Source organism: Ruegeria sp. BJ6 (genome assembly GCF_056537885.1).
Window position 1 is genome coordinate 247103 of record NZ_JBQFSG010000003.1, and the last position, 20868, is coordinate 267970.

30 protein-coding genes are annotated in these 20868 nt (G+C 57.3%); 25 read left to right on the forward strand and 5 right to left on the reverse strand.

The features are described from left to right. Positions 1-92: 92 nt before the first annotated feature. The 20 genes from ACR0D6_RS10155 (at position 93) to ACR0D6_RS10250 (ending at position 11454) form a co-directional block, all read left to right on the forward strand. The gene (locus tag ACR0D6_RS10155) at positions 93-1127 is read left to right on the forward strand and encodes a fatty acid desaturase (RefSeq protein WP_480765410.1); all 1035 of its coding nucleotides are present in this window, start codon (positions 93-95) and stop codon (positions 1125-1127) included. Positions 1128-1442: 315 nt separating this feature from the next. Continuing rightward, entirely contained in the window at positions 1443-2285 is an 843-nt protein-coding gene (gene rplB, locus ACR0D6_RS10160; protein ID WP_170356688.1) for a 50S ribosomal protein L2, read from the forward strand. Positions 2286-2288: 3 nt separating this feature from the next. Further along, the gene (gene rpsS, locus ACR0D6_RS10165; RefSeq protein ID WP_010437056.1) at positions 2289-2567 is read left to right on the forward strand and encodes a 30S ribosomal protein S19; all 279 of its coding nucleotides are present in this window, start codon (positions 2289-2291) and stop codon (positions 2565-2567) included. A gap of 3 nt (positions 2568-2570) precedes the next feature. Beyond that, positions 2571-2951: a 50S ribosomal protein L22 gene (gene rplV, locus ACR0D6_RS10170; protein ID WP_039538267.1), complete on the forward strand. Its 381-nt coding sequence runs from the start codon at positions 2571-2573 to the stop codon at positions 2949-2951. After that, entirely contained in the window at positions 2951-3661 is a 711-nt protein-coding gene (gene rpsC / locus ACR0D6_RS10175; protein WP_170519126.1) for a 30S ribosomal protein S3, read from the forward strand. The genes rplV and rpsC overlap by 1 nt, the downstream gene beginning before the upstream one ends. 12 nt (positions 3662-3673) lie before the next feature. Next, a complete protein-coding gene (rplP, locus tag ACR0D6_RS10180) occupies positions 3674-4087 on the forward strand; it encodes a 50S ribosomal protein L16 (protein WP_170498041.1) in 414 nt (137 codons plus the stop codon). A 235-nt stretch (positions 4088-4322) separates the two neighbouring features. Beyond that, positions 4323-4943 carry a 2OG-Fe(II) oxygenase family protein gene (locus ACR0D6_RS10185; protein WP_480765411.1) on the forward strand — a complete coding sequence of 207 codons (621 nt, stop codon included), beginning with the start codon at positions 4323-4325 and terminating at the stop codon, positions 4941-4943. A 389-nt stretch (positions 4944-5332) separates the two neighbouring features. Continuing rightward, positions 5333-5539 carry a 50S ribosomal protein L29 gene (gene rpmC, locus ACR0D6_RS10190; RefSeq protein WP_037311745.1) on the forward strand — a complete coding sequence of 69 codons (207 nt, stop codon included), beginning with the start codon at positions 5333-5335 and terminating at the stop codon, positions 5537-5539. Positions 5540-5543: 4 nt separating this feature from the next. Next, a complete protein-coding gene (gene rpsQ, locus ACR0D6_RS10195; RefSeq protein WP_008757253.1) occupies positions 5544-5774 on the forward strand; it encodes a 30S ribosomal protein S17 in 231 nt (76 codons plus the stop codon). A 76-nt stretch (positions 5775-5850) separates the two neighbouring features. Continuing rightward, entirely contained in the window at positions 5851-6219 is a 369-nt protein-coding gene (gene rplN, locus ACR0D6_RS10200; protein WP_155148681.1) for a 50S ribosomal protein L14, read from the forward strand. 2 nt (positions 6220-6221) lie between these two features. After that, positions 6222-6533, forward strand: coding sequence for a 50S ribosomal protein L24 (gene rplX, locus ACR0D6_RS10205; RefSeq protein ID WP_170440482.1), 312 nt, complete (start codon positions 6222-6224; stop codon positions 6531-6533). Then, entirely contained in the window at positions 6526-7086 is a 561-nt protein-coding gene (gene rplE, locus ACR0D6_RS10210) for a 50S ribosomal protein L5 (RefSeq protein ID WP_170653896.1), read from the forward strand. Before rplX ends, rplE begins: the two co-directional genes overlap by 8 nt. 18 nt (positions 7087-7104) lie before the next feature. Further along, entirely contained in the window at positions 7105-7410 is a 306-nt protein-coding gene (gene rpsN / locus ACR0D6_RS10215; protein WP_068340744.1) for a 30S ribosomal protein S14, read from the forward strand. Between the two features lie 13 nt (positions 7411-7423). Beyond that, positions 7424-7816 carry a 30S ribosomal protein S8 gene (gene rpsH / locus ACR0D6_RS10220; protein WP_068340741.1) on the forward strand — a complete coding sequence of 131 codons (393 nt, stop codon included), beginning with the start codon at positions 7424-7426 and terminating at the stop codon, positions 7814-7816. Between the two features lie 11 nt (positions 7817-7827). Then, a complete protein-coding gene (gene rplF / locus ACR0D6_RS10225; protein ID WP_170653898.1) occupies positions 7828-8361 on the forward strand; it encodes a 50S ribosomal protein L6 in 534 nt (177 codons plus the stop codon). Positions 8362-8372: 11 nt separating this feature from the next. Then, positions 8373-8732: a 50S ribosomal protein L18 gene (rplR, locus tag ACR0D6_RS10230; protein WP_058283506.1), complete on the forward strand. Its 360-nt coding sequence runs from the start codon at positions 8373-8375 to the stop codon at positions 8730-8732. A gap of 116 nt (positions 8733-8848) precedes the next feature. Beyond that, complete coding sequence (rpsE, locus tag ACR0D6_RS10235; RefSeq protein ID WP_170419378.1) at positions 8849-9418, forward strand: 30S ribosomal protein S5; 570 nt, start codon at positions 8849-8851, stop codon at positions 9416-9418. A gap of 12 nt (positions 9419-9430) precedes the next feature. Further along, positions 9431-9619, forward strand: coding sequence for a 50S ribosomal protein L30 (gene rpmD, locus ACR0D6_RS10240; RefSeq protein WP_170402795.1), 189 nt, complete (start codon positions 9431-9433; stop codon positions 9617-9619). A 115-nt stretch (positions 9620-9734) separates the two neighbouring features. After that, positions 9735-10118 (forward strand): hypothetical protein, encoded by a 384-nt coding sequence (locus ACR0D6_RS10245; RefSeq protein ID WP_480765412.1) that lies wholly within the window; start codon positions 9735-9737, stop codon positions 10116-10118. 322 nt (positions 10119-10440) lie between these two features. Then, positions 10441-11454, forward strand: coding sequence for a sterol desaturase family protein (locus ACR0D6_RS10250; RefSeq protein WP_480765413.1), 1014 nt, complete (start codon positions 10441-10443; stop codon positions 11452-11454). Positions 11455-11592: 138 nt separating this feature from the next. Here ACR0D6_RS10250 and ACR0D6_RS10255 read toward each other — a convergent pair whose 3' ends face one another. Next, on the reverse strand, positions 11593-12435 hold the full coding sequence (locus ACR0D6_RS10255; protein ID WP_480765414.1) for an isocitrate lyase/PEP mutase family protein: 843 nt from the start codon (positions 12433-12435) through the stop codon (positions 11593-11595). Between the two features lie 288 nt (positions 12436-12723). Here ACR0D6_RS10255 and ACR0D6_RS10260 point away from each other — a divergent pair, with 288 nt between their 5' ends. Beyond that, positions 12724-12933 (forward strand): DUF1127 domain-containing protein, encoded by a 210-nt coding sequence (locus ACR0D6_RS10260; protein WP_480765415.1) that lies wholly within the window; start codon positions 12724-12726, stop codon positions 12931-12933. Between the two features lie 73 nt (positions 12934-13006). Here ACR0D6_RS10260 and ACR0D6_RS10265 read toward each other — a convergent pair whose 3' ends face one another. The 4 genes from ACR0D6_RS10265 to ACR0D6_RS10280 all read right to left on the reverse strand — a co-directional run bounded on the left by ACR0D6_RS10265 (position 13007) and on the right by ACR0D6_RS10280 (position 17349). Then, the gene (locus tag ACR0D6_RS10265) at positions 13007-14218 is read right to left on the reverse strand and encodes a DEAD/DEAH box helicase (RefSeq protein ID WP_480728540.1); all 1212 of its coding nucleotides are present in this window, start codon (positions 14216-14218) and stop codon (positions 13007-13009) included. Between the two features lie 282 nt (positions 14219-14500). Further along, the gene (locus tag ACR0D6_RS10270; protein ID WP_480765416.1) at positions 14501-15643 is read right to left on the reverse strand and encodes an adenylate/guanylate cyclase domain-containing protein; all 1143 of its coding nucleotides are present in this window, start codon (positions 15641-15643) and stop codon (positions 14501-14503) included. Between the two features lie 97 nt (positions 15644-15740). Further along, a complete protein-coding gene (locus tag ACR0D6_RS10275) occupies positions 15741-16490 on the reverse strand; it encodes a hypothetical protein (RefSeq protein WP_480765417.1) in 750 nt (249 codons plus the stop codon). Between the two features lie 109 nt (positions 16491-16599). Further along, positions 16600-17349 (reverse strand): hypothetical protein, encoded by a 750-nt coding sequence (locus ACR0D6_RS10280; RefSeq protein WP_480765418.1) that lies wholly within the window; start codon positions 17347-17349, stop codon positions 16600-16602. A gap of 345 nt (positions 17350-17694) precedes the next feature. Between ACR0D6_RS10280 and rplO the strand changes: the two genes are divergently transcribed. The 4 genes from rplO to rpsM all read left to right on the forward strand — a co-directional run bounded on the left by rplO (position 17695) and on the right by rpsM (position 20854). Further along, complete coding sequence (gene rplO / locus ACR0D6_RS10285) at positions 17695-18168, forward strand: 50S ribosomal protein L15 (protein ID WP_480765419.1); 474 nt, start codon at positions 17695-17697, stop codon at positions 18166-18168. Positions 18169-18277: 109 nt separating this feature from the next. Next, complete coding sequence (gene secY / locus ACR0D6_RS10290) at positions 18278-19642, forward strand: preprotein translocase subunit SecY (RefSeq protein WP_170653916.1); 1365 nt, start codon at positions 18278-18280, stop codon at positions 19640-19642. Then, positions 19639-20283: an adenylate kinase gene (locus tag ACR0D6_RS10295; RefSeq protein ID WP_480765420.1), complete on the forward strand. Its 645-nt coding sequence runs from the start codon at positions 19639-19641 to the stop codon at positions 20281-20283. Before secY ends, ACR0D6_RS10295 begins: the two co-directional genes overlap by 4 nt. 202 nt (positions 20284-20485) lie before the next feature. Continuing rightward, entirely contained in the window at positions 20486-20854 is a 369-nt protein-coding gene (rpsM, locus tag ACR0D6_RS10300; RefSeq protein WP_170653920.1) for a 30S ribosomal protein S13, read from the forward strand. Positions 20855-20868: the final 14 nt, after the last annotated feature.

A 20868-nucleotide genomic window follows, 5' to 3' on the forward strand; every position in this document is an offset into this window, starting at 1 on the left:
AGCGCGAAAGAGGGCGCATTGAGCAAAAAATGCTTGCCATGTCGGAGCGGTAGTCTATCCGGCTTCACACAAAACAAAAGACTGGCAGGCGCATGACCGAACCCTCTTTCTCGAACTGGGATAAGCCGAATATGACCACAGCGCGTGAATGGGTCACGACGCTTGCCAGATATCGCGAACCGGACCAGCTGCGCAGTTCTTTCGAGCTGGGTGTCAGCATAGTCCCGTTTTTTGCGCTGTGGGCGCTGTCCTGGATGTCTCTGTCCATCACCTATTGGTTGGCCTTCGCGATTTCGGTCCTCAACGCGGCCTTTCTGCTGCGCCTGTTTGCGATCCAGCATGATTGCGGGCACGGGGCATTCTTCAAGAACAGAGTGGTCAGTGACTGGATCGGGCGCGGAATCGGAGTTCTGACTCTGACACCCTATGACGTCTGGCGCCGCACGCACTCCACGCATCACAACAGCTCTGGCAATCTGGGTAAGCGAGGGATGGGCGATATCCATACCCTGACAGTGGCCGAGTATCGGGCGAAAACACCGATGAACCAGTTCTGGTACCGAGTTTATCGGCACCCGATCACTTTGTTCGTACTCGGACCCGGCTATCTGTTCCTGCTTCAAAACCGCCTCCCGCTTGGTCTGACCGGCAGTCTCAGATTTTGGGTCAGTGCTATGGGCACCAATGTTGCCATTATTGCCGCGCTGTTGGCTATTTACTATTTTGGCGGTCTGATGCCGGTGCTGTTGATCTTTCTGCCTTCCACCCTGATCGCCGCCACGGCTGGAGTTTGGTTGTTCTATGTACAGCACCAGTTTGAGAACGCGCACTGGGATTCCGACGAGGACTGGCAGCTGCACGAGGCGGCCCTTCACGGAAGCTCGCACTACATTCTGCCATCCGTGTTGCAGTGGTTCAGCGCCAATATCGGCATCCACCACGTGCACCACCTGTACAGCCGTATTCCGTTCTATCGCCTGACCGAAGTTCTACGCGATCACGATGAACTGGCAAACTGCAACCGCATGACCATCCGTCAGAGCCTTGCCAACGCGCGGCTGCATTTGTGGGACGAAGAGCGCCGTCGTTTATTGTCATTCTCAGAGGCCCGCGCGCTTTATGGGTGACGGATGCGCACCACGGCTAGCTCGATAAGCAGAAAGGTGCGGTGTAGGGGCCATTTATCGATGGGTGGCCAGTGAAGAAATTTCGCCCACGCTCCTTTTAAAATAGTTTTGAACCGGAGTTAGCGAAATCGGCGTTCGCTATAGACACCCACCCCCAACACTGCTAAACGCTCCCAATCTTGCGGCCTCGGATTCGTTCCGGGGCCTCTGATATTTGTAACCGGGGACCTTCGGGGCCCTATACCCTTGGCACCTACGGGGGCCTATCACATAGCGGGGAAACTCCTCGCACTTGCTAAACGGAAGACAGAAAGCATGGCACTTAAGTCGTACAAGCCGACGACGCCGGGCCAGCGCGGGCTGGTGCTGATCGACCGTTCGGAGCTTTGGAAAGGACGTCCGGTCAAGTCTCTCACTGAGGGTTTGACCAAATCGGGCGGCCGGAACAACACCGGACGGATCACTTCACGCCGCCGCGGCGGTGGCGCAAAGCGTCTCTACCGGATCGTTGACTTCAAACGGAACAAATTTGATGTGGCGGCAACCGTCGAGCGGATCGAATACGACCCGAACCGGACCGCATTCATCGCACTGGTAAAATACGAAGACGGCGAGCAGGCGTATATCCTGGCTCCGCAGCGTCTGGCTGTTGGTGACAAGGTCATCGCGTCGGCAAAGGCCGACATCAAGCCGGGCAACGCAATGCCGTTCTCGGGTATGCCCATCGGTACCATCGTCCACAACATCGAGATGAAGCCCGGCAAGGGCGGTCAGATCGCACGTGCGGCCGGTACATACGCCCAGTTCGTTGGCCGCGATGGCGGCTACGCTCAGATCCGTCTGAGCTCGGGCGAGCTGCGCATGGTCCGTCAGGAATGCATGGCCACCGTTGGTGCCGTGTCCAACCCCGACAACTCGAACCAGAACCTCGGTAAAGCCGGTCGTATGCGCCACAAGGGCGTTCGTCCGTCGGTTCGTGGTGTTGCAATGAACCCGATCGATCACCCGCACGGTGGTGGTGAAGGTCGTACCTCGGGTGGCCGTACACCGGTTACGCCTTGGGGTAAGGACACCAAGGGTAAGCGTACCCGCAACAAAAACAAAGCGTCCCAGAAGCTGATCATCCGCTCGCGGCACGCCAAGAAGAAGGGACGTTAATCCATGTCTCGCTCTGTTTGGAAGGGTCCTTTCGTCGATGCTTACGTGCTGAAAAAAGCCGAAGCAGCGCGCGAGTCGGGCCGCAACGAAGTCATCAAGATCTGGTCGCGTCGTTCCACCATTCTGCCCCAGTTCGTGGGTCTGACTTTTGGTGTGTACAACGGCCACAAGCACATTCCCGTCAACGTCTCGGAAGACATGATCGGTCAGAAGTTCGGTGAATACTCGCCGACTCGTACCTATTACGGTCACGCCGCAGACAAAAAAGCGAAGCGGAAGTAAGTCATGGGCAAGGAAAAGAACCCCCGCCGCGTGGCTGAAAACGAAGCAATGGCGAAAACCCGCATGCTTCGTACCAGCCCGCAGAAACTGAACCTGGTTGCGCAGATGATCCGCGGCAAGAAAGTTGAGAAGGCCCTGACCGACCTGACTTTCTCGAACAAGCGTGTCGCGCAGGACGTCAAAAAGTGCCTGCAGTCCGCAATCGCGAATGCCGAAAACAACCACAACCTGGACGTTGACGAGCTGATCGTCGCCGAAGCATGGGTTGGCAAGAACCTGGTCATGAAGCGCGGACGTCCGCGTGCCCGTGGCCGTTTCGGCAAGATCATGAAGCCGTTCTCGGAGATCACCATCAAGGTGCGTCAAGTTGAGGAGCAAGCCTAATGGGTCATAAAGTAAATCCGATCGGCATGCGCCTGCAGGTCAACCGCACCTGGGACAGCCGCTGGTACGCCGACACCAAGGACTACGGTGATCTTCTGCTGGAAGACCTCAAGATCCGTGAGTTCATCAACAAAGAGTGCAAGCAGGCCGGTGTTGCCCGTGTGATCATCGAACGTCCGCACAAGAAGTGCCGCGTCACGATCCACACTGCGCGTCCCGGTGTCATCATCGGCAAGAAAGGTGCAGACATCGAAGTTCTGCGCAAAAAGCTTGCTCGCATGACCGACAGCGAACTGCACCTGAACATCGTCGAAGTGCGCAAGCCCGAGCTTGACGCGCAACTGGTTGCCGAGTCCATCGCTCAGCAGCTGGAGCGCCGCGTCTCGTTCCGCCGCGCGATGAAGCGGTCCGTTCAGAACGCCATGCGCATGGGTTCGCTGGGTATCCGGGTGAACGTCGCTGGCCGTCTGGGCGGTGCCGAAATCGCACGGACCGAGTGGTACCGCGAAGGCCGCGTGCCTCTGCACACCCTGCGTGCCGACATCGATTACGCACATGCCGAAGCGATGACTCCTTACGGGATCATCGGGATCAAGGTCTGGATCTTCAAAGGTGAGATCATGGAGCACGATCCGCAGGCACGTGACCGTAAAGCACAGGAACTCCAGGACGGCCCTGCACCTCGTGGTGCTGGTGGCGGTCGTCGCTAAGGAGGGAAAGATATGCTTCAACCAAAGCGTACTAAATTCCGCAAGATGCACAAAGGCCGGATCAAGGGCGAAGCCAAAGGCGGCTCTGATCTGAACTTTGGCACCTACGGTCTGAAAGCACTGCAGCCCGAGCGCGTCACCGCGCGTCAGATCGAAGCTGCACGTCGTGCCATGACCCGTCACATGAAACGTCAGGGCCGCGTCTGGATCCGGATCTTCCCGGATACTCCCGTGACCTCGAAGCCGACCGAAGTCCGTATGGGTAAAGGTAAAGGCTCCGTTGACTTCTGGGCAGCAAAAGTAAAGCCCGGTCGTGTGATGTTCGAGATCGACGGTGTCAATGACGACATCGCCCGCGAGGCCCTGCGCCTGGCCGCGATGAAGCTGCCGATCAAGACCCGCGTCGTGGTCCGCGAAGACTGGTAAGCGATTGGGGGAAACCCCGTCGTGACAAGATTGACCCCCGTCGGGAAACCGGCGGGGGTTTCTTCGTTCGGGGGCGCTGCCTCCATCGCGGTAAACCGCGTCTCCTTCGGAGTATTTTTGGCCAGATGTATGAAAGGTCCAGTTTTCATCTGGCCGGACAATACTTCGGAGCGCGAGGCAGAGCCTCGCAAAATCTTCTGTCGCATTGGCTGCGAAGCTGATCTAAGACGCAGTCATGCCACAGATTGAATCACTCTTCGCCACCCGCCTCTATCGCGCCGCCCTGTCCGAGTTCGATCCAAGGATCGACCAAGAGGAATTGGAAAGCTCTTGTCTTGTCATCGCCGAAGATGACGAAGCCGGGCAGGAGTGGTGTGAGAAGAACGGCTATCCCGGATATACCAGTTACGCCTCGCTGACCGATTTGCCCTGGCGGTTCCCGATCTTTTCCGATCTCGTCAAGGTGCTGGACCAGCATGTCGCTGCGTTTGCAACGGATCTGGAGTTCGATCTGGACGACCGGGAACTGAAGCTCGAGGATCTGTGGATCAACATCCTGCCCGAAGGCGGGATGCATGCCAGCCACATCCACCCCCACAGCGTAATCTCTGGCACGACCTATGTGGCGATGCCCAAAGGCGCCAGCGCGCTCAAGCTGGAAGATCCGCGCTCAGCCCGGATGATGGCTTCTCCGGTGCGTCGGAAAGAGGCGCGGCGTGAATTGCAGCCATTCATCTACATGAAGCCCGAAGTGGGTGACGTGTTGCTGTGGGAAAGCTGGTTGCGCCACGAGGTGCCGATGAACATGGCTGAAGAAGAACGCATCAGCGTCAGTTTCAATTACAGTTGGGGATGATTGCAGTACCTGGCCGTCCCTGTAGCAGCAGTGGCGGGGACAGGTTGGCGATCAGGCCGGTTCACCGGGTCTTCTACGGCGCCCGCCTTTTTTGGGACGTCGAAACCGGCTGAATGAAAGTATGGACATTGGTCATAGGTCCGTCAGGCCAGAGCGGCAGTTTTGGTGCTCTGGCGGATCATGCAATTCATGGGCTAATACCCTTGAAGAGCAGGTATCGGCAGGACAGTCAAACTTTCCCTTGCCACCCACAACCGTACACCTTATAGAGCGGCATCTTGCGGTCCCCCGGCTGAGTCGGGGGATTCGTATGTCTATCATTCATCCACCAGGTCCAGGGTGACCCGAGCTACGGGGCCTTCTGGTGTTTTGAGCAAAGGAAAAAGGCGATGAACGCCCAAGAATTGCGTGACAAGACCCCGGACCAGCTCCGCGAGGAACTGGCCAACCTGAAGAAAGAAAGCTTTAACCTGCGCTTTCAACAGGCAACCGGTCAGCTGGAAAGCACCGCCGGCATCAAAGCGGCCCGCCGCAACGCTGCCCGCGTCAAAACCATTCTGAACGAAAAGGCCGCTGCTGCGGCATCGGAGGAGTAATCCTATGCCCAAGCGTATCCTGTCCGGTACCGTAACCAGCGATGCCAACGAACAGACCGTAACCGTTTCCGTCGAGCGTCGCTTTACGCATCCGGTTCTGAAGAAAACCATCCGTAAGTCCAAGAAATACCGGGCTCACGATGAAAAGAACGCCTTCAAGGTCGGCGACACCGTACGCATCATCGAATGCGCGCCGAAATCGAAGACGAAACGTTGGGAAGTTCTGGAAGCGTAAGCTTCCGGGATTTTTCCATTTGTCGAAACCCTGGGGGATCTAACCAGACCAGCCCCCACAGGTCGGGAGAAACCACATGATCCAGATGCAGACCAATCTGGATGTCGCTGACAACTCCGGCGCACGCCGAGTTCAGTGCATCAAGGTCCTGGGTGGTTCCAAGCGTAAATACGCCTCCGTCGGCGACATCATTGTCGTCTCGGTGAAGGAAGCCATCCCGCGCGGCCGCGTGAAGAAAGGTGACGTCCGTAAGGCCGTCGTCGTACGCACCGCCAAAGAAGTCCGCCGCGCGGACGGCACCGCGATCCGCTTTGATCGCAACGCCGCCGTCATCCTGAACAACAACAACGAGCCGGTCGGTACCCGTATCTTTGGCCCGGTTGTTCGCGAACTGCGCAGCAAGAACTTCATGAAAATCATCTCGCTTGCTCCGGAGGTGCTGTAATCATGGCTGCTAAACTCCGCAAAGGCGACAAGGTCGTCGTGCTGGCCGGCAAGGACAAGGGCAAAGAGGGAACGATTACCTCGGTTGACCCGAAAGCCGGTAAAGCTGTTGTCGATGGCATCAACATCGCCATCCGCCACACCCGCCAGACCCAGAACAGCCAGGGTGGCCGCCTGCCTCAGGCAAACCCGATCGAGCTGTCGAACCTGGCACTGCTGGACAAGAACGGCAAGGCAACCCGCGTCGGCTTCCGTATGGAAGGTGACAAGAAGGTTCGCTTCGCCAAGACCACGGGGGACGTGATCGATGCTTGATGCTGCTACCTATACCCCGCGTCTGAAAGCTCAGTACGCTGAAACCATCCGCGCCGCTCTGAAAGAAGAGTTCGGCTACAAGAACGACATGCAGCTGCCCAAGCTGGACAAGATCGTTCTGAACATCGGCTGTGGCGCCGAGGCGGTCAAAGACTCCAAGAAAGCCAAAGCGGCTGTCGAGGACCTGTCTGCAATCGCCGGTCAAAAAGCCATTGCAACCATGGCGAAGAAATCGATCGCGGGTTTCCGTGTCCGTGAAGAAATGCCGCTGGGTGCCAAGGTAACCCTGCGCGGCGACCGGATGTACGAATTCCTGGATCGTCTGATCACCATCGCGCTGCCGCGCGTGCGTGACTTCCGCGGTGTAAAGCCGTCTTTCGATGGTCGTGGCAACTTTGCCATGGGCATGAAAGAGCACATCGTGTTCCCGGAAATCGACTTCGACAAGGTCGACGAGGTCTGGGGCATGGACATCGTAATTGCCACCACAGCGAATACCGACGCTGAAGCAAAAGCATTGTTGAAAGCATTCAACATGCCTTTCACAAGCTAAGCGCGGAAGGGAAAAGACATGGCTAAAAAAGCAATGATCGAGCGCGAGAAAAAGCGCGAGCGCCTGGTGGCAAAATACGCCGCAAAGCGTGCCGAGCTGAAAGAAATCGCGAATGACGAAAGCCGCCCGATGGAAGAGCGCTTCAAGGCGCGTCTGAAACTGGCGAAACTGCCGCGCAACAGCTCGGCTACCCGTCTGCACAACCGCTGTCAGCTGACCGGTCGTCCCCACGCTTACTACCGTAAGCTGAAGGTCAGCCGTATCGCGCTGCGCGAGCTGGGTTCTGCTGGTCAGATCCCCGGCATGGTGAAATCGAGCTGGTAAGGGAGAGACAGATATGAACGATCCTATCGGCGATATGCTCACCCGTATCCGCAACGCGCAAATGCGCGGCAAGTCCACCGTTTCCACCCCGGCTTCCAAGCTGCGCGGCTGGGTTCTGGACGTGCTGGCGGACGAGGGCTACATCCGTGGCTATGAAAAGACGACCGGTGAAAACGGTCATCCGGCCATCGAAATCAGCCTGAAATACTACGAAGGCACCCCTGTCATTCGCGAACTGAAGCGGGTTTCGAAACCCGGTCGTCGCGTATACATGGGCGTCAATGACATCCCGCAGGTCCGTCAGGGTCTGGGCGTGTCGATTGTCAGCACTCCGAAAGGTGTGATGTCGGACGCAAACGCTCGCTCCAACAATGTTGGCGGCGAAGTGCTCTGCACCGTCTTCTAAGGAGGTCTGCAATGTCTCGTATTGGTAAAAAACCGGTCGAGCTGCCCAGCGGCGTTTCCGCCTCTGTGTCGGGTCAGACCATCGAAGTCAAAGGTCCGAAAGGCACCCGCAGCTTCACCGCCACCGACGACGTGACGCTGTCGGTTGAAGACAACGTGGTCAAGATCGACCCCCGTGGCATGTCCAAGCGTGCCCGCCAGCAGTGGGGCATGAGCCGCACCATGGTTGCCAATCTGGTGACCGGTGTGACCGAAGGCTTCAAAAAAGAGCTGGAGATCCAGGGTGTTGGTTACCGGGCTCAGATGCAGGGCAACACCCTGAAGCTGAACCTGGGCTATAGCCATGACGTTGATTTCGTTGCTCCGGAAGGTGTCACAATCACCGCACCGAAGCAGACCGTGATCATTGTGGAAGGTAACGACCAGCAGCAGGTGGGCGAAGTCGCGGCGAAAATCCGCGAATGGCGCCGTCCCGAGCCCTACAAGGGCAAAGGCATCCGCTACAAGGACGAGTTCATCTTCCGCAAGGAAGGCAAGAAGAAGTAAGGACGCAAACAATGGCAAACAGCAAAAGAACCCTGTTTCTGAAGCGCCGCCTGCGCGTTCGGAACAAACTTCGCAAGGTCAACGCGGGTCGTCCGCGTCTGTCCGTACACCGTTCGAACAAGAACATCTCTGTTCAGTTGATCGACGACGTGCGTGGCGTGACCCTGGCCTCGGCCTCGACCCTGGAAAAGGATCTGGGTGTTGTTGGCAAGAACAACGTCGAAGCGGCCACCAAAGTGGGCGCGGCCATCGCCGAGCGTGCCAAGAAGGCAGGCGTCGAAGAGGCTTATTTCGATCGTGGCGGCTTCCTGTTTCACGGCAAGGTGAAGGCTCTGGCCGACGCTGCGCGTGAAGGTGGTCTGAAGATCTAAAGACCTGCGGGCAGCTTTTTGGCTGCCCCGATGATCCGGGAGCCTCGGCACCAGTTGAGGCTCACTTGGATTGAAATAAACGGCGCTGATGCGCCACATGAGAAAAGGGATGCCAAATGGCAGAACGTGAAAACCGTCGGGGCCGTGGCCGCGACCGTGAAGAAGCACCGGAATTTGCAGATCGTCTGGTCGCAATTAACCGTGTGTCGAAAACCGTAAAAGGTGGTAAGCGCTTTGGCTTCGCCGCTCTGGTGGTTGTCGGCGATCAGAAAGGCCGCGTCGGCTTTGGTAAGGGTAAAGCAAAAGAAGTACCCGAGGCCATCCGCAAAGCGACCGAGCAAGCCAAGCGTCAGATGATCCGCGTGCAGCTGCGCGAAGGCCGGACCCTGCACCACGACATCGAGGGCCGTCACGGCGCCGGTAAAGTGGTCATGCGTACCGCGCCTGAAGGTACCGGTATCATCGCCGGTGGTCCGATGCGTGCCGTGTTCGAAATGCTGGGCGTCAAGGACGTTGTTTCCAAGTCGCTGGGCTCACAGAACCCGTACAACATGATCCGCGCCACCATCAACGGCCTGCAGAAAGAGCAGAGCCCGCGTTCGGTCGCACAGCGTCGTGGCAAAAAGGTTGCCGACATCCTGCCCAAGCGGGACGAAGCACCGGCCGCTGCTGAAGCAGAAGCATAAGGAGAGCGACCCATGGCAAAAACCATCGTCGTCAAGCAGATCGGCTCGCCGATCCGCCGCCCCGCCGAACAGCGCGCAACCCTGATCGGCCTGGGCCTGAACAAGATGAACAAGACCCGCGAGCTGGAGGACACTCCTTCGGTCCGCGGGATGGTCAACAAGATCCCGCATCTTGTCGAGATCATCGAAGAGCGCGGCTAAGCCCGGCATCTTCGAAGGATTGGGAACGCCTCCGACTTTAGTCGGGGGCGTTTTTTTGTTGCTATGTGTTCAAACCGGGGTAACTTTGAGGTCGTTTATTGAGTGGATGTTTATGATGAGACTTATTTTGACTGCGCTCTGCGCGACCTTGATTGGAACGATCGCTTCTGCCGAATGTCCTGCCAAAGCGCCAAAACTCTCCAAAAGTTACCTTTCGGATGGTGATCAAAAGGTGAATGCGGCGTGGCTGCAAAAGAACCTGTCAGGGCGCAAGGTCGTTTATTCCGGGAAAGAAGTTGAGACCTATTCTGCAAACGGCTCATATTCTTACAAGGCAAACGGGCAGACATGGAAAGCCAATGCCTACAAATTTTATGACAATGGAATGCGTTGTATCGACTTCGATAAGCCTCGTTTTGATCTGTATGTCGTGAACCAAGGCAGACTGATTCTGGTGAACGAGCAAAAGCAACGCTACATCGGCCAAATCCGAAAGTGAGATCGCCGCAGGCATGCGGCGAAGCACCTTTCCAGAACCAAATTTCGAAAACGCCTCCGGGATTTCGGGGGCGTTTGTTGTTTCGCCGGACCCGGGACGGTTCTGGAGTCACTGCAGAGGCTGTCCACACAAAGCCTGCAATCAGGATCATATGCGACCAGTTCCATGTCGTTAAAAGAGGCGCAAATTTCCGACACCTGTAAAGGATAGAAGAACAGAGTTGGCAGGTGTGGCATGTATCACTTCAATCGCTGGTTCCCATTCGCTCCTCCGGTCGTCCACTGATCCAGATCAGGAACAATGACGAATGAAGGACATACCAATGACCGAGACATCTGCAAAAACCCGGCCCGAACCGGCCTCGATGAGCCGTGAATGGCACTGGCACCCTGAACTGCCCGTGGGGTTTGCCCCTTACTGGAACTGGCCGCCAAAGCCCGGAACGATGCTGAAGTGGCTATGGCAGAACTATCTGCAGGTTTCTGACCGCTCGCTTTATCTAGCCTTTGCGTTTCTGGTGGCATTCTGGTTGCAGCCGGTCGGCCCCGACCAGACTCAATTCGCACCGGGATGGATGGCGGCCGTCCTGATCCGAAACTGGATTGTCCTGTTTCTTGTCGCCGGGGGATTGCATCTATGGTTCTACGGGATCGATGGTCAGGGTAAATTGCTGAAATACGATCCCCGCCCCTACATGAAGCGCAAGAACGCGCTTTATAAATTCGGTTATCAGACCTGGGACAACATGTTCTATTCGCTGGTATCCGGAGTACCCATCTATTCCGCCTACGAAATCGGCCTTCGATGGATGTACGCGAACGGGACACTTGCCACGCTTGAGTTTTCGGCCCACCCGATCTGGTTTATCGTCCTTTTCCCGTTGTTTGCCGTCTGGCAGAGTTTTCATTTCTACGTCATTCACATCGTCCTGCATCAGCCCCGGATATACAAATACGTCCACGCTGTGCATCACCGGAACGTCAATACAGGTCCATGGTCGGGAACATCCATGCATCCTGTCGAGCACGTGTTCTACTTCAGCGCCATGCTGATCCTGCTGGTGCTGCCTAGCCATCCGGTTCACATGTTGTTTCTGGGCTATTGGCTGATGCTCGGTGCGGCGTCCTCACACTCGGGGTACGAGGCAATCTGGGTCAGGGATCGGCAACGCCTTCTGATTGGCGCATTTTTCCACCAGCTGCATCACAGATACTACGAATGCAACTATGGAAACTCGGAAATGCCGTGGGACAAGTGGTTCGGCACCTACCACGACGGATCCGAAGAGGCGACGCGAACGACGCGAGACCGCAAGCGCCGAATGCACAATCCGTGATACCGACGGAGTAAGCCGCGCATCGGCAAAGGGTTTGGCGCTCCAACGCTTGCACAGACCAAAAACCGAGGATGCCTGGGAATTTCCCAGGCCTCCCAGGCGGGCGGTAGCGTCAGTGGTTTATGTGGGTGCCATTAGTCAGTGTCTGTTTGCGCACTTGCTCTGCGCCATAAGCCTGCTCACGTCCTCCCCTGAAATCGCGTCACTGGCATAGTTGAATGTGCCAAAGGACTTTACCTCCTGCGCGGCTTTCATCACCGCGCCAAGTGCTGCCCGCGCGAATGAGCCACCAACACTGACACGGCGCACCCCAGCCTCTGCAAGCTGGGCGACAGAATAGTTGGGCCCCTGAAGCCCCATCACCACATTGACGGGCTTGTCGACAGACTGGCAGACAGTTCTGATCGCCTCGATATCCGGAAGGCCCGGTGCATAGAGGACGTTCGCACCGGCATCTGAAAACGCCTGCAGGCGGGCGATAGTGTCATCCAGATCGCTTCTTCCCCAAAGATAGCTTTCCGCCCGCGCCGTCAAAAGAAAACCGAGATCGGTGGCAACCTCGGCAGCGGCACCAATGCGTTCAACGGCCTGACCGAATTCGTAAATAGGCTTATCCGGATCTCCGGTTGCATCTTCGATGGACCCCCCGGCCAAACCCACGTCACAGGCAAGGCGGATGGTTTCTGCGCAACTTTCGGGTGACGCTCCAAAGCCATCTTCAAGATCCGCGGAAACCGGCAGGTCCGTTGCCGAAACGATTTCAGCTGCGTTATCAAGAATCTCTGCCCGGTTCAGGCTTGCGAATGAATCCCTTTTTCCCCGTGAGAACGCATAGCCGGCACTTGTTGTTGCAAGGGCGTCGAAACCAAGACTGGTCAACAGGCGCGCCGAACCTGCGTCCCATGGGTTCGGTATCACAAAGGTCACGTCACGGTCGTGAAGCGCCTTCAGCCGTTCATACTTGGTCTTTCTTTCAGACATAGTGCCCTCCCTGATGGTCTTGTTGTGGTTTACCATATCAGGAACAAATAGCGAACAAATATCTGAGTGATGGGAGGTTGATGATCCTTTTGATCTTGCGGAATCCGATCAGTTTCTCCGGTAGGGTGTGCACAGGACCGCAAGCCCAGCCATTCAATTCCCGCATAGCGGCTAGACCAAAACATGCATTGTTGGCGCTAAACACTGTGCCTATCTCGGCCCTGTCCCAAACAGGAACAGAACTCAATTACCGGGGAATGCGCCCCGGCCGCAGAAAGGAACAAAGACATGGCACACGCTATCACTGCATCGCACACCGGCTTCGGCACCCGCTTCTGGGCATTTGTTGACCAGATCAGACTGGCTCGCGCCAAGGCTGCGGAATACAACCGCACCTATACCGAGCTGCAAAGCCTGACCAATCGTGAACTGGACGATATTGGCGTCCGCCGTTGCGACATTTCGGATATCGCGCACAAGCACGTCTATTGTGTATAAGCGCCGCTTCGGCAAACTCTGCCGACGCAAATTAAAAAAAAGCGCCCCGCTTAGCCGGGGCGCTTTTTTTGTTTTAGGCGGCCTTGGAGCGTGGACGGCCCCTGTTTGGTCTGCGCCGCCGGTTCTGCGGCTTTTTCCGTTCCTTGGGTTCTTCTGTAACCCATGGGCGCCCGCCAAGCACGGGAATGTCACGCCCCATTGTCTTCTGGATGGCGCGGAACTCTGACATTTCCGCAGGTGCGCAGAATGCAACTGCACGTCCGTCGCGGCCCGCCCGGGCGGTCCGGCCGATACGGTGCACATAGTTGTCGGGCACGTTGGGCAGATCAAAGTTATAGACGTGGCGCACGTCCGGAATGTCGATGCCGCGCGCGGCCACATCGGTTGCCACCAGAATCCGCAGTGTACCTGCGCGGAACTCGCGCAAAGCCCGGTCGCGCTGGCCCTGTGATTTGTTGCCATGCACCGATCCTGCGGCATATCCCGCTTTGTCCAGCGTTTTCGACAGCCGCTCGGCCCCGTGCTTAGTCCGGGCAAATACCAGCGCCAGTTCCTCGCGATGGGTATCCAGCAATTCGATCAGCAGTGATGTCTTTTCTGCCTGGGCAACGAAGTGAACGCCCTGATCGATCTTGTCCGCCGGACGGCCCGGAGGTGCGGTTTCAACGCGCACGGGGTTATTCAGGTAGGCTGCGGCGATCTCGGCCATCTGCTTCGGCATAGTGGCGGAAAACAGCATCGTCTGCCGGTCTGCGGGCAGCAGTTGCGCAATTTTGCGCAGGGCATGGATGAACCCCAGATCCAGCATCTGGTCGGCTTCGTCCAAAACCAGAAACCCGGTCTGATCGAGCCGCACTGCTTTGCGCTCCAACAGGTCAATCAGACGTCCGGGCGTCGCCACCAGCAGGTGGCTGCCCCGTTTCAGCCGGTCGATCTGCGGCCCCATGGACACGCCGCCAACGATCAGATCGACCCGGATCGATGTGCCTTCACAATAAGAGCGCAGGTTTTCGGTGATCTGCTTGGCCAGTTCCCGCGTGGGCGCCAGCACAAGGCTGCGCGCGGTCTTGGGCGCCGGGCGGCCTTCCTGACGGATCATTGACATCAGAATGGGCAGGCCAAAGGCCAGCGTTTTGCCCGTTCCCGTTTGCGCCAGCCCCATCACGTCACGCCCGTTCATGGCGTGGGGGATGGCCTGTTTCTGGATCGGCGTGGGTTCGGAAATTCCCAACGTTTCGAGGTTGGTGATCAGGCGGGGCGTCAGCCCCAGCATATTAAAGTCCAAAGACCGTATTCCTTTTGAATGTGACGGCCTTGCCAGCCGCACGGATGTCGTGGCGCGCCCCGAATGGTGACACGCTTTGGTTCCGCAACAAAACAATAGGGACAACGAAGGCCCTTGCCGCTTTATCACGCCGACCCCCGCGTGATCTGGGTATCAGTAGTGTTCAGATTGAGGTGTTGCGCCGTACAGCCCGCCCGGGGCGTCGCGCGATCCGCTCACGCCGCGGATATTGCACTGGCCGCATATGATCGTTGAAGTGCCGGTTGTCAATAGTTCTTTGGCTCAGCCCTCTGCGGCCAGCGGCGCGAATATCTGCGCAGGCCTGTCCAGGCCCTTGAGCGAATACTGACCCAGCGGAACGTGATCCGCATCGACCATCCCGGCAAACTCGCCGGAATACAACGCGGGCTGGCCGGTTTCCCCGCACAGTGCCTCGATCCGCGCGGCGATATTGACGGCTTGGCCCAGAACTGTGAAATCCAGTCGCGCCTCGGATCCGATATTGCCGTATAGGACACTGCCGCAATGCAGACCGACCCCGTATTGCAGATCGGTCGCCGGGGCCGCGTTCAATGCGCTTTTGGCGGCAGACAGTGCACGGCGGCAGGCGGCGCGCATATCCGGTTCCGCCGGGAAGATGGCCAGAACCCCGTCGCCCAGAAACTTGAGAATCTCACCGCCATTGTCGGAGACGGCCTTGTCGATGACCTCGAAATACCGGTTCGCCAGTTCCACCGTCTCGGCGACCGGCAGGCGGGCGTTCAGGCCGGTCCAGTCACGGATGTCGCTGATCAGGATGGCCGCTTCGATGCTGTCGATATTCCCCCGCGTGATCTGCCCGCCAACCACGCGCCGACCGGTGCGTGGCCCCAGATAGGCTTCGGCCACAGCCATCGACAAGTTCCTCAGACGGTGTACCTCGACAATGGCGGTGATCGCGGCGCCGATCGTGTCGAACCCCTCGATATCCTCGTTGCTGAACCCTTCGGGCCGGTCCGAGACAAACACTAGTATGCCACCGCCTTCGCCGACGAACCTCAGAGGTATGCCGTAGTAATCCGTCGCCCCCCGCTCGCTTAATTCATGAAACGCGACATGATCCTCCGGGGACAAATCCACCAGAGATTGCCTCAGCGGGGCACCTGTTTCGGCAATCCGCGCCAGCGGGCTGCCAACATATTCCTGACGCTGTTCCAGCCCGTGCGTCGCCGCGACGCTGTCAAGCTGATCGCTGTCCCGCTCCCAAACCACGCTCAGTGCGGTGACCAGCGGATGGACCGTGCGGATGGCCAGCCTAATGCGCCATACTGGTGCGCCGGCCTCCAGCATGGCCGATCCCAGCGCCTCAACGATGTGATCAAGATCGGGCAGCATCCGGCCTTCGGACAGCAACCAGTCGATGACTTTGTTTAGCTTCCAGTCCATGGAAGCAAAGGTAACACGAATTCCAACCGCATTACCTGCAATAGTTTGGCTGTTTGGTTGCAGTACCGGCGGTCGTGACCTGTTTGCGTGTCTACCGTCAGCGCAAAAGCACATCCCGGCGTTGTCCGGAAATCCCCTTCAAATCCAAAAGCTCTTCCACCGCGCGATAGTCATCAGAAAGAAATTGACGCAAGTTATGGCGTGCGCAATCGCTCAGATGTTTTTTTTCCAAATCAACGGAAGGCCGGTTTTGATGTTCCCGCTTCACGTCTTCAATATTCAATTCCCGGGCGACTTCGCTGTCCAGAAACTCGGTCGTCAGCACCGAAAAAATCTGATCGGAACGAACGTTCGGTAGTATTTTGGATAGATAGAACGAGATATCCATTCTCAGATGGCCAATAGAGCGGAGATCTTCGACGACCAGGTCATTCAGCGATCCATCGACATAAAGTGCTTCAGCCAGCGCATTCAATGTGCCGTACTTGGCAAGCACCTGATACTCCTGCGATGCCCTGTCCTTTTTGACTTCATCCTCAACAACCAGCTTGTAGCGCCAATTAAAGGCAGAAATGGCGCGGGATATCGGGTTGCGCACCACGATCAGGTACTTTGATCTTGCCAGTACCGGTGGTTCAGCAACGTGCACGCGAATAACCGAAGAAAACTGCTGGTTTACAACCGGGCTGCGCTGAATCGCATCCCACAACGACTGACCGCCGCATTTACCGATATGGATATAGACCAGCTCGTCTTCCTGATCCCTGAACCTTTTGATGCTTGTATTTGGACCCAGCGATTCAAAGATGGGGGATCTGCCGGGGTTTTCGTCTTTTTGCTCTACCATTCTGCCTGCCAGTCCTTTTGTCTGATGGGGGTTCAGGCCGCCAATTCGATCATTCCAAGCGCATCCGCCCGGTCATCAGGGGTTGGGCAAACCCAGATTTGGCTGCGTGTCAGCGCAGAACAACATCACGCTTCGCCCCAGTAATACCTTTCATGTCAAACAACCTTTGTACTGCCTCGTAGTCGTCGTCGAGAAACCGGCGCAAATTTTTCCGAGCAAGGTCACTCAGATACAGCTTTTCCTTGTTCACAGAGTTACGATTCTGATGTTCTTTCCTGACGCGATCAACGCCAAGGTCGCGAGCGATTTCGGCGTCCAGAAACTCGGTCGCCAAAACCAGAGAGATTTGGGTCGCACTTACATTAGGCAGAAGTTCAGACAGGTAAAATGATATGTTCTCGCGGAGGTGGTGGATCGCGCGGAACGCGTCAGCGGCGTCGTTGTCCAAGGCTCCATCTGTATAGAGCTCCTCGGCCAAAGCATTTAGCGTTTTGTATTTGGCAAGAACCGCGTACTCGGTTGATGTTCGGCTGCTCTTGACCTCATCCTCAACCACCAGCTTGTAACGCCAGTTAAATGCCGAGATCGCGCGATCTATCGGATTACGGACGACGACAAGATACTTTGTCCTGGAACGCACTGGTGGTTTCACAACGTGCATTCTCAGAACCGAAGAATACGCTTCGTTCAAAACCGGGCTGCGAACCATTGCATCCCACAAGGATTCACCACCGCATTTGCCAATATGGATGTAAATCAGCACATCTTCGCGATCCGGAATTCCCTGGCGATCTATCGGGGGCCGCAAAGTTTCAAAGTGGGCCGAGGGGCGGACCGCTCCGGTTTGGTTCTCTTCCATTTTGATACCAGTCTGTTTATGGGCGAGATCGCCATGGGTGTATCGTGATGTGCATTTCGGTGCCTAGAGTGTGGCGGCACTCATTACAAGAACCGCCTGTGTTGTGTGCCCCAATGTGAAACTCCAAAAGGCCGACGTGCAATCGTGAAGTCGTTTTTGGCCCGAGGCTTACGTTGGGTGCAGTCAGATGTCTGCGACAGCCTGATAAACAAGACCCTCTTGAACCGTTCGGCATCCGGGTTTATACGCCTCCGGTGGCCCTGTGGGTCCACGAGAATCAACAGCAAGAAACGCCGTGTCTGGCCCATCACGCTTCGGGGTCATGTCCGGCAATGGAGAAGCGATATGAAACTGAACGAACTGCGCGACAATCCCGGCGCCAACCCGAAACGCACCCGCGTTGGTCGTGGCCCCGGTTCCGGCAAAGGTAAAATGGGTGGCCGTGGTATCAAAGGCCAGAAATCCCGTTCGGGTGTGGCCATCAATGGCTACGAAGGTGGCCAGATGCCGCTGTACCAGCGCCTGCCCAAGCGTGGCTTCAACAAGCCGAACCGCAAGGAATTCGCCGTTATCAACCTGGGCCTGATCCAGAAATTCGTCGACGCGGACAAGCTGGACGCATCCGCTGCGATCACCGAGGATGCGCTGGTCGCCTCCGGTCTGGTGCGCCGCAAGCTGGACGGTGTCCGCATCCTGGCCAAAGGCGAAATCAGCGCCAAGGTGAACCTGGAAGTGACCGGTGCTTCGAAAGCCGCTGTTGAAGCGGTCGAGAAAGCGGGCGGTTCACTTACGGTCACAAAAGCCGCTGCGGCAGAGTAAGCGCTTGTGAGCGGGCGAAGACCCGCTTACATAGACCTCAGAGTTTTCCAAGACGCCGCCCGAGCCGGAAAACGGTTCCGGGCGGTGTTTTCATAAGAGAGACCGATTTATGGTATCAGCAGCAGAACAAATGGCAGCCAACACTAGCTGGGCTGCTTTGGGCAAGGCCACCGATCTGCGCAACCGCATCCTGTTCACGCTGGGTTTGCTGATCGTCTATCGTCTGGGCACCTTCATTCCGGTGCCGGGGATCGATGGTCAGGCACTGCGCGAGTTCATGGAGCAGGCGGGGCAGGGCATCGGCGGCATGGTTTCGATGTTCACCGGCGGGGCGCTGGGACGGATGGGTATCTTTGCCCTCGGCATCATGCCCTATATCTCGGCCTCGATCATCGTACAGCTGCTGACTTCGATGGTTCCCGCGCTCGAACAACTCAAGAAAGAGGGCGAGCAGGGACGCAAGAAGATCAACCAATACACCCGTTTCGGCACCGTGGCGCTGGCCACTGTTCAGGCCTATGGTCTGGCCGTTTCGCTGGAATCGGGCGATCTGGCCACCGATCCCGGTCTCTATTTCCGTATGTCGACCATGATCACGCTGGTTGGCGGCACCATGTTCCTGATGTGGCTGGGTGAACAGATCACTGCACGCGGCATCGGTAACGGTATCTCGCTGATCATTTTCGTCGGCATCATCGCCGAGGTTCCGGCGGCACTGGCGCAATTCTTTGCCAGCGGACGCTCGGGCGCCATCAGCCCTGCAGTGATCGTTGGTGTGATCGTCATGGTCATCGCGGTCATCACCTTCGTGGTGTTCATGGAACGCGCCCTGCGCAAGATCCATATCCAGTACCCGCGCCGCAACGTAGGCATGAAAGTCTATGAGGGCGGCTCCAGCCACCTGCCGGTCAAAGTGAACCCGGCAGGCGTGATTCCGGCGATCTTTGCCAGCTCGTTGCTGTTACTGCCGGTCACAATCTCGACTTTCTCGTCGGGGGCTGCAAATGGTCCGATCATGTCGTGGCTGCTGGCCAACTTTGGCCCCGGTCAGCCGCTCTATCTGTTGTTCTTCGCGTCGATGATCGTGTTCTTCGCCTACTTCTACACGTTCAACGTGTCGTTCAAACCGGACGATGTGGCGGATAACCTGAAAAAGCAGAACGGCTTTGTTCCGGGCATCCGCCCCGGCAAGAAAACCTCGGAATATCTGGAATACGTGGTCAACCGCGTGCTGGTACTGGGCTCGGCGTATCTGACGGCGGTCTGTCTGCTGCCGGAAATCCTGCGCGGTCAGTTCGCCATCCCGTTCTATTTTGGCGGCACCTCGGTTCTGATCATCGTCTCTGTGACCATGGATACCATCCAGCAGGTCCAGAGCCATCTGCTGGCGCATCAATACGAAGGGCTTATCGAAAAGTCCCAGCTGCGCGGCAAGGGTAAGAAACGCAGCAGGAAGGGACCCGCTCGTCGATGAACATCATTCTTCTGGGCCCCCCGGGGGCAGGTAAGGGCACGCAGGCGCGCCATTTGGTTGACACCCGCGGCATGATCCAGCTGAGCACCGGCGACATGCTGCGCGAGGCGCGTACCAGTGGCACGGAGATGGGCAACAAGGTTGCGGCGATAATGGACGCGGGTAAGCTGGTCACCGACGAGATCGTGATTGGCCTGATCGAAGAGAAGCTGACCACCGAGAAAGGTGCCGGTTTCATCTTTGACGGCTTCCCGCGCACACTTGCACAGGCCGACGCCCTGGCGGCGCTGCTGACCAAACTGGGCCAGTCGCTGCACACAGTGATCGAAATGCGCGTCGATGACGAAGCGCTTGTTGACCGGATCACCGCGCGCTCGACCTGCTCCGGTTGCGGTGAGGTCTATAACGACCACACCAAGCCGATTCCGGCCGATGGCGTCTGCACCAATTGCGGCCAGAAAAAAGAGTTCATCCGCCGTGCAGATGACAACGAAGACAGTCTGCGCACCCGCCTGATGGAATACTACAAAAAGACCTCTCCGCTGATCGGCTATTACTATGCCAAGGGCGATCTGCGCCCGGTCAACGGGCTGGCCGATATCAGGGAAGTGACTGCCTCGATCGAGGCTATCCTGGGATGAATCCGGTAAGGGCTTGACGCCACCGCCAAAAGCCCATATCGACCCCCATCCCCTTGGGGAATCAACACCGCCTGCGGGATTCGTCCCGTTTGCATCGACTACCTCGTACAAATGCTGGATTCTCTGGCGTCACTGCCAAGATCAAGCGTTGTGAAAAAAGGTTCCGGAGTTACGGAACCGCAACGAAAAAGGAAAGTGACACGTGGCACGTATTGCCGGCGTAAACATCCCGACTGCCAAGCGGGTACCTATCGCCCTCACATATATCACCGGAATCGGCAACACCTCGGCTAACGCGATCTGCGAAGCCGTAGGCATCGACGTAACCCGTCGTGTGAACGAACTGAGCGATTCCGAAGTTCTGGCCATCCGCGAACACATCGACGCAAACTACACCGTCGAAGGCGACCTGCGCCGTGAAGTGCAGATGAACGTCAAGCGCCTGATGGATCTGGGCTGCTATCGCGGTCTGCGTCACCGCCGCAACCTGCCGGTTCGCGGTCAGCGTACCCACACCAACGCTCGTACCCGCAAAGGCCCCGCAAAGGCCATTGCCGGTAAGAAGAAATAAGGGAGGGTCTGACT